The organism is Aeromonas sp. QDB56 (assembly GCF_027705505.1).
Classification (GTDB): Bacteria; Pseudomonadota; Gammaproteobacteria; order Enterobacterales; family Aeromonadaceae; genus Aeromonas; species Aeromonas caviae.
Window position 1 is genome coordinate 1 of sequence record NZ_JAPDBZ010000178.1, and the last position, 6,630, is coordinate 6,630.

Annotated in this window: 10 protein-coding genes; 5 read left to right on the top strand and 5 right to left on the bottom strand. The window is 56.5% G+C overall.

Features of this window, described 5'->3' with window-relative positions:
* The 4 genes from OKB81_RS18650 to OKB81_RS18665 form a co-directional block, all read left to right on the top strand.
* A partial coding sequence (locus OKB81_RS18650) for a tetratricopeptide repeat protein (protein ID WP_270805367.1) occupies positions 1-647 on the top strand: 647 nt, incomplete at its 5' end.
* A gap of 96 nt (positions 648-743) precedes the next feature.
* On the top strand, positions 744-1,028 hold the full coding sequence (locus OKB81_RS18655; RefSeq protein WP_270805368.1) for a hypothetical protein: 285 nt from the start codon (positions 744-746) through the stop codon (positions 1,026-1,028).
* A 247-nt stretch (positions 1,029-1,275) separates the two neighbouring features.
* Entirely contained in the window at positions 1,276-1,545 is a 270-nt protein-coding gene (locus tag OKB81_RS18660; RefSeq protein WP_039062313.1) for a hypothetical protein, read from the top strand.
* A gap of 130 nt (positions 1,546-1,675) precedes the next feature.
* Entirely contained in the window at positions 1,676-2,017 is a 342-nt protein-coding gene (locus tag OKB81_RS18665) for a hypothetical protein (protein ID WP_270805369.1), read from the top strand.
* A 1,033-nt stretch (positions 2,018-3,050) separates the two neighbouring features.
* Here OKB81_RS18665 and OKB81_RS18670 read toward each other — a convergent pair.
* The 5 genes from OKB81_RS18670 to OKB81_RS18690 form a co-directional block, all read right to left on the bottom strand.
* The gene (locus OKB81_RS18670; protein WP_103859311.1) at positions 3,051-3,293 is read right to left on the bottom strand and encodes a plasmid replication protein RepB; all 243 of its coding nucleotides are present in this window, start codon (positions 3,291-3,293) and stop codon (positions 3,051-3,053) included.
* A gap of 105 nt (positions 3,294-3,398) precedes the next feature.
* A complete protein-coding gene (locus tag OKB81_RS18675) occupies positions 3,399-3,899 on the bottom strand; it encodes a hypothetical protein (RefSeq protein ID WP_134997962.1) in 501 nt (166 codons plus the stop codon).
* Entirely contained in the window at positions 3,892-4,029 is a 138-nt protein-coding gene (locus OKB81_RS18680; protein ID WP_160839568.1) for a hypothetical protein, read from the bottom strand. Before OKB81_RS18680 ends, OKB81_RS18675 begins: the two co-directional genes overlap by 8 nt.
* Entirely contained in the window at positions 4,026-4,808 is a 783-nt protein-coding gene (locus OKB81_RS18685) for a site-specific integrase (RefSeq protein ID WP_202395345.1), read from the bottom strand. Before OKB81_RS18685 ends, OKB81_RS18680 begins: the two co-directional genes overlap by 4 nt.
* Positions 4,809-4,908: 100 nt before the next feature.
* A complete protein-coding gene (locus tag OKB81_RS18690; protein ID WP_201035626.1) occupies positions 4,909-5,331 on the bottom strand; it encodes a hypothetical protein in 423 nt (140 codons plus the stop codon).
* Positions 5,332-6,288: 957 nt separating this feature from the next.
* On the opposite strand from OKB81_RS18690, the gene OKB81_RS18695 reads away from it, so the two are divergent.
* A partial coding sequence (locus OKB81_RS18695) for a tetratricopeptide repeat protein (protein WP_270805370.1) occupies positions 6,289-6,630 on the top strand: 342 nt, incomplete at its 3' end.

The following is a 6,630-nucleotide window of genomic DNA, read 5'->3' on the forward strand; positions in this document are numbered from 1 at the left end:
TTTACTTCTACGGCGCAGGGGTGCCTAAGGACTTTCAGCAGGCCATGATCTGGTTCCACAAGGCGGCCGAGCAGGGGGTTGCTGAGGCGCAACGCTATCTGGGGGTGATGTACAGCAAGGGCCAAGGGGTGCCTAAGGACTTTCAGCAGGCCATTGTCTGGTATCGCAAGGCAGCCGAGCAGAGGGATCTCGAGGCGCAATATCAACTGGGATTGATATATTCCGAGGTAGTGGAGCCACAAGATTACAAGCAGGCCATGGTGTGGTTTAGCAAAGCGGCCGAGCAAGGGCATGTCGAGGCGCAACATCAAGTTGGATTGATTTATTGGCATGGTAGAGGGGTGCCGCGGAATAACCAGCGTGCCATCGAGTGGTTCCGCAAGGCGGCCGAGCAGGGGTATTACGGCTCGCAATTCGTGCTGGGGTTAATGTACGGATATGATGATTCTGTGCCGAGGGATGACCTGCAGGCATATGCGTGGTTCTCGATGTTGGTAGCAAATGGGTACGACACCCATGAGGCTGCCCGTGATGAGATCGCAGCGCGGTTGACACCGGAACGCCTTGCAGAAGCACAAGCAATAGCAAGCCGCTATTTCGAGGAGTATCAGTCGAAGTCGGTAAAAGCGTCAGCAGGCCGCCCATAGGCCGTTGGTTTGGCGTGTGGGCTGTGGTGTTTCCACGTAGCTGTGGATCTGCTGTTCAAGGAATTCTGTAAGTCGTTGCAAGGGGTTCTATGCAGTATGAGTAGCGTGAATTGGAAAGATCTGTTGGCCCACCTCAAGGTGGTTGTGCCATCGGGTAGCATAACCAGCTATAAGGTGCTCTCGAGGCATTTCTATGGCCATGACAATGGCACTCAAGCTATTGCTTCCATGTTAAAGGCTGCCGTGGCAGCAGATGCTAGCCACATTCTCTGGACCAACCGAGTTGTTGGGGCAGATGGGAGTATCGTGGATGTGAATGGACAGGCGGCGCAGTTGGAGGCGGAAGGTTGGTTGTTACCACTCAAAGAGGCGAGAAATTGATGGTGTACGTTGTTGTACCATTAAGGATAATGAATATGCACTTCAGGTGAGTACATCTGGGCGTAAATGGGGGCGGATTTTCAGTACGCCAGACCGCAAGTTCTAGATGGTACTAATATGCGCATAAGGGGGCGTTACGTTAAATCGGACGCCCTTTTTGCTGCTGGTCATCCTGCAAGATGACTTGTTTTGCTAGGCGTTATCTCCCATCCTGCGCCGCACTATCCCTTGTCTCGGAATCTCCCCCATGGAAACCATTACCCATCCCACCCTGGTACAACTGGTGGCGGCCGGTGCTGTTCGTGTCGTGATCGCAGTTGGCCAACCTGGCGGCTGGACGCTGCTGGTGCGCTACGGTCTAGCCGAACGTGCCCTGGCCGCCCAGCGCAGCAAGCAGCTCAGAGTTTTTCGCAAGCTCGATACCCTGGTGCTCTACCTGCAGCAGATCGGGGTCTGCCGGTTCGAGGTGGATGCCACGGGCTTCATGGGTGCCCCGAGACAGATCAGGAGCTCTTGAACATAAAAGGCGTTATGCGCACCACTTTTTGGCTGTTCGGACGAGCTATCTTAGCTTTGTGCTAACTCAAGGAATGGAGTTGGCGTAATGTTATTCGTTATCGTCTACCTAAAAACAGAGGGAAGAAGCTATGGGGGGGTGGGAAGATCTTTTCGGTGAAGCTGGTATGCAAGCAGATTTCGCTCCGTGGGACTCTCCATGCTGGGACTCTGATTGGGAAAGCGAGCTCCGTGAGGAAGGGAACTTAACTGTGAAGGAGTGGAATAGAAAAGGCCGTAAAGTTAAGGCCGGAGAAAAGGGGCGATGGCTTCCTTGCGCGAAGGTTACGGTGTTTTCTGAGGCTCAAACTTACGTGGTAAATGGCAATAAAATGCGATTTGATACATTTCGTGAAGCTCTAGATTGGGCGAAAGAACATCCAGAAAAATCTATTACAAGATGCCCGATTAGCGGAGGGTTTGTAGAAAAATGAAAGTATGGATATACAACAAATCTGTGATGGTATTTTGGCTAACGCTAGCTATATACGCACTTATCTGGCTTACCGTGTCATATATCGGTGTTTACGTGACATATGTCGCTGGCCCAGTGCTTGCAGTATCTGGATTGCTGGCTCTTTTAACCTCTCCAGGTGATGAGGCTAAATAACCAAGTGGTGGCATGGTTAAGTTTGTAACTGTTTATTGACGATCCTCGAGGATCCAGCGTAACCTGTTCGCCAGAAACGAAAAAACCACCAGGCAAGGTGGTTTGTTCGAAGGTGTAGTCAGTTGGGGAACCGACTTCACCTGGTAACGGCTCCGTAGAGGGAAGCAGTCACCTAAAAGCCTAATAAGTTTAGCCTCCTTGGCGCCCATCAATCAAGCATTCCCTCTCTCTACGCCCGTTACAAAAGGCCACCACCTTTGGCGCTTTGTCGTACCCGCACGGATTGGAAGCATGAGTTTGTTGCCGTGAGTGGGTGTGGTTGGTCGGGCAGAACGGGGATATCTCACATACTGCCCAGCGTGCGACCGCGCACCACAGCCTCCCACGGCTCGCAACCGTGGGGCATCAGCCAACAGAGCGTAACGGGGAACCAACCACGGCCAGCTCTTTAAACACGGCGCGGCTGTCCGGCCCACAGGCGGGGACTAAAGGCGATGCAGCAGGACGGGGTGTGTCTCTGAAGCGCGTGAGGGGGAGCCGCCGCAAGCGGCCTCAATAGTTCAGAGCAAGGCGAGTCCTATCTTGTGTAACTACGTCATTTTTAACGTAGCCAAACAGGAGGGCTCTCCTATCTTGAAGCGCAGCGAAAGATAGGAGAGCCCGGCAGATCGGGGAGCATTGCGACCGCCTTTTTCGCGGGCCCTTGGGCCCTGGTCTTTTCCTGGCTTTAAATCGATAGAGAGGATCTTGGCGAGGGGGGTAACTGCGCCCGTCCGTCCAGCAGGGGCTCGTCCCCTGTGGGCGGCAGCAGTTATCCCCGGAGCGGGGGTTGGTGTTTTGTCATGAGGTGTCGGGGCTCAACGACTGCTCAGATCGATCTCGATACGCCGAAAGCCAATGCCATTGGCGGTGTTGGCGGCGGCATCGATGCTCTTGAACACCCGCCAGCCCCCGCGTTGTCGTTCCAGGACAATGGTCTCGCTCTGTTTGCCGAACTTCACCAGATGCAGATGGTAGCCAGCCCCCATCGGGGTGGGGGCGATCAGGGCCTTGGCAAACCCGCCCTGATCGAACGTCCACTTCGCTTGCAGTTCTTCCATATCAAATAACCAATTCGATTAATCAAATGTGTTTTTTGATGATGCCCGCGCCGTTTCCGAAAGGCAACCGTCAGCGCAGGTAGGAGAGCCAGGCTGATCGCGGCGCTATGCGACTGCCTTTTCGCGGGCCCAAGGGTTCTTTCCTTTTTTGGTCTTAACTCGCTTGATCCGCCCTTTGTGAGCCGGGGGATGGTGCAAGTGATCGTGGAGCTGCTGAAGGGCCGCCCGCCGCTGTTCATCCGTAGATGATGGGTTTAGCGCCATGGCCAGCAACCGCTTCGATTCCGCCATCTGTAGCCCTTGGATCTCTTTCATCCGTTTGGCCGCCTCTTGCGCGTTGCCGGAGCGTTTCAGACTCTTCTCCAGCTCCCCTTTCGTGTACCGCAGGGTGGACTCGTTCTCCCGGAGCTGCTCCCGCAGCTTTTCCAGATCGCGGTCGCGTTCCGCGACCCCAGCCTCCAGGGCTGCCACCCTTGCCGTCAATTGCCCTTTTTCGTACGTGAGCTGTTTGAGTTCTGGCTCATTGTCGGAGAAGGAGTAGTAGAGGAGTCCCACTGATCCCCCCAGTACCAGCATCGGAACGAGCCAGCCAACGAGCTCAGCCATTGATGACCTCCCTGGCCGCGTCGTCTGGATGAAACACCAATGCCGCGTCGGCCTGGACCAGGTGCAGGCCATATCTGGCGATCAGGGCACCGATCACCCACAAGAACCGATAGGAATATTGCTTTATCACCGTAGATAGCACTCCGTGATCTCTGCCCGAAAATGTCCGAGCTCCTGGGACAGGGTTTCTTTTGCATCGTGCGGGCTCAACCCCTGCCGCACCTGCAATTCACCGTACCGCTCCTGGGCATAGCTGTGCCTCATGCCGTGGGCGCCAGCTGACCAGCCGAGCACGCGGTCGGAGGCGGCGGAGAACGACCGCGACCAGGCATGGCCGCCCGCGATGTCGTAGCGACTGTCGCGGAAAACGCCGCGATCGTCGATCCGCACGGGCGTGTCCAGGCGGCGCGCTTCGAGGCGGGCCGCCAGTTCGCTGGGCAGCCGTACCTCGCGGATCAGGCCGCCTTTGCCATGGACGGTGTAGCGCTCGCCAGGCGCTCTGCCGGTGAATTTTTCCTCCCTGGCGGGCCGATCACTGGGGGCGCGTTCCTCGATCCGTTGCAGTGTCAGCAGCTCCGATGCCCGCAGCCCTGCGGCATGGGCGATCTCCGTGGCCAATCCGTTTCGCTCGTTTTGGGCACCCACTACCAGGGCGATCTGTTCCTGGGTGTAGGCCCTCGATTGCTCGACGATCTGCTTCTCCGATTGCACCACAGGCAGGCGTGCGTCCGGTGCGAGTTTGTGCGTCACGAGCTGCATCATCACCTGGAGCGCCTGCCGCTCCTGATTGAGCGTCGATTGACTGACCTGCTCGGCCCGCTGCTCCAGGTACGCGATGGCCAACTCTTGGGTCATGCCGCGCAATCCCTGCGCCAGGCGCGGATGCTCGGCCTGTTGCCACTCGGCCACTCGGGTTAGGCCCTGTTCATAGTCTCTAACGGAGCCAACGCTTTTGATCTCTCGGCCCTGCACCTGCTGCATTACCCAAGCCGCTTGGGCTGCTGGGGCTCTAAATGAGGCCATATTTTTCCTGCTGTTTTTTGAGGAATTGCCAGACGGTAGATTCATCGACCGTCAGGCCCTTGGCGTCCAGCGCCAGTTGGATTTTGGCCGCGCTCAGACCCGCGTTTTTCATGGCCAGGATCTCGGCTGTACGGGAGTCCAGTCTGCTGCGGGTCTGGTTGAAGCAACGCTTGCGACGGATCTTGGTCTCGGCCTTGAGCAGCAGGACTTCGGCGGCGGCGTCAAAGTCCGGCAGGGACTGGGGGGCTTGGGTGTGTACGCGAGACCAGAAACGCCTGATGGTGGACTCATCCACGCGGATCCGCCTGGCACGCAGCCAACGTTGAATTTCGGCGATGCTGGCTCCGGCTCCTTTCAGGGCCAGGATCTGAGCGGTATGGGGGGTGAGGCGGTTGAATGGCTGGGCCATCGGGGGATCTCGGCGAGTTGTAAGAACAACCAACGTTCGTTCGGAACGTCGCGGCTTGCGCCGACTTGCCAATTGCTCTGTGTCGCCAGAGAGGGTTTGACTAACACCACGTTACGCATCGCATTTTGAGCCGGATGGGGGCTGTGAACCCGAGGGGTTCGGGGCAGAACGTGCCACTTAAGGCCGACCAATTAGCAGCTAGGTCATCAGGATTTTCAGAGCATTTCGGGCCCGAGGCGTCCAGGTTGTGCGATACCTGAAAAAAACGTACTGCTAGTTTACCCCCCCAGACTAGCAACCTCTGACCCAATTGTCACCGGAGTGATTTTTCCGGCGCAAATGAGCTACAGGCCGCAATTCTGGCTGTGTTCAAGCGTTTTTCAGGCTTGGACACAGCCGGGGTTGCGGCGAAAAACGATGCGAAACCGGTTATTGGGGCGAACAGTACATCAAATGCGGAATATGAATCATCAAAATCAAAATATGATGGCAACAACAATCAAATTGTTCACACAAATATGTGTGAAGGATTCCGCATGTTGCGCGCACGTTGGTTTGGGGCCGGGAGACGCAGTCAGGCCAGGGCGTCAACTGGGCCTAGCGGCGTCCTCGGTGGACAGCGAGGAGATTATCCAAAATCGCCAGTTCACCGCCCGATCTGGCCGAAACCAGATCGGCTCTCCGGGGTCGGTATTTCCCCCCGCCAGCCCGTCACAAACTTTCAGCCGCCAAACCGCCTCGGCAGCCCTGTCCGAGCACTCTAAATGTCCCCTCTGCCGCCAGAACGGGGCGAACGGCCCGTTTTCCCTGGTGAAAAGGCCAATTGAACATAATGGGCATTAGGTGCACCTCTGTTTCGGTGTGGTGACGCCATATTAATGGGTATTGTGGCTACTGGCCTGAACAGGGTGCCGTTCTTTAATTTGTGTCTTTCGCTAAGCCTACAAGGAGGTTTTTATGCATCGTGTTGCTCGCCCCTTGGTGTTTGCTGTTGCTGCATGTTTTTTGTTGGGTTGTGGTCAGGCCCATCACAAACCAACATCATTGAATCTCCAAGCTCTCCAACTGGAGGCCGAGCAGGGGGATCCCGAAGCGCAAAGTGAGCTTGCTGGAAGGTACGCCACTGGTGAAGGTGTGTCTGTGGACTTCAAGCAGGCCTTGCTCTGGGGCCGCAAGGCAGCCGAGCAGGGACATGCCGTGGCTCAACAAAACATTGGGACTCTTTACTTCTACGGCGCAGGGGTGCCTAAGGACTTTCAGCAGGCCATGATCTGGTTCCACAAGGCGGCCGAGCAGGGG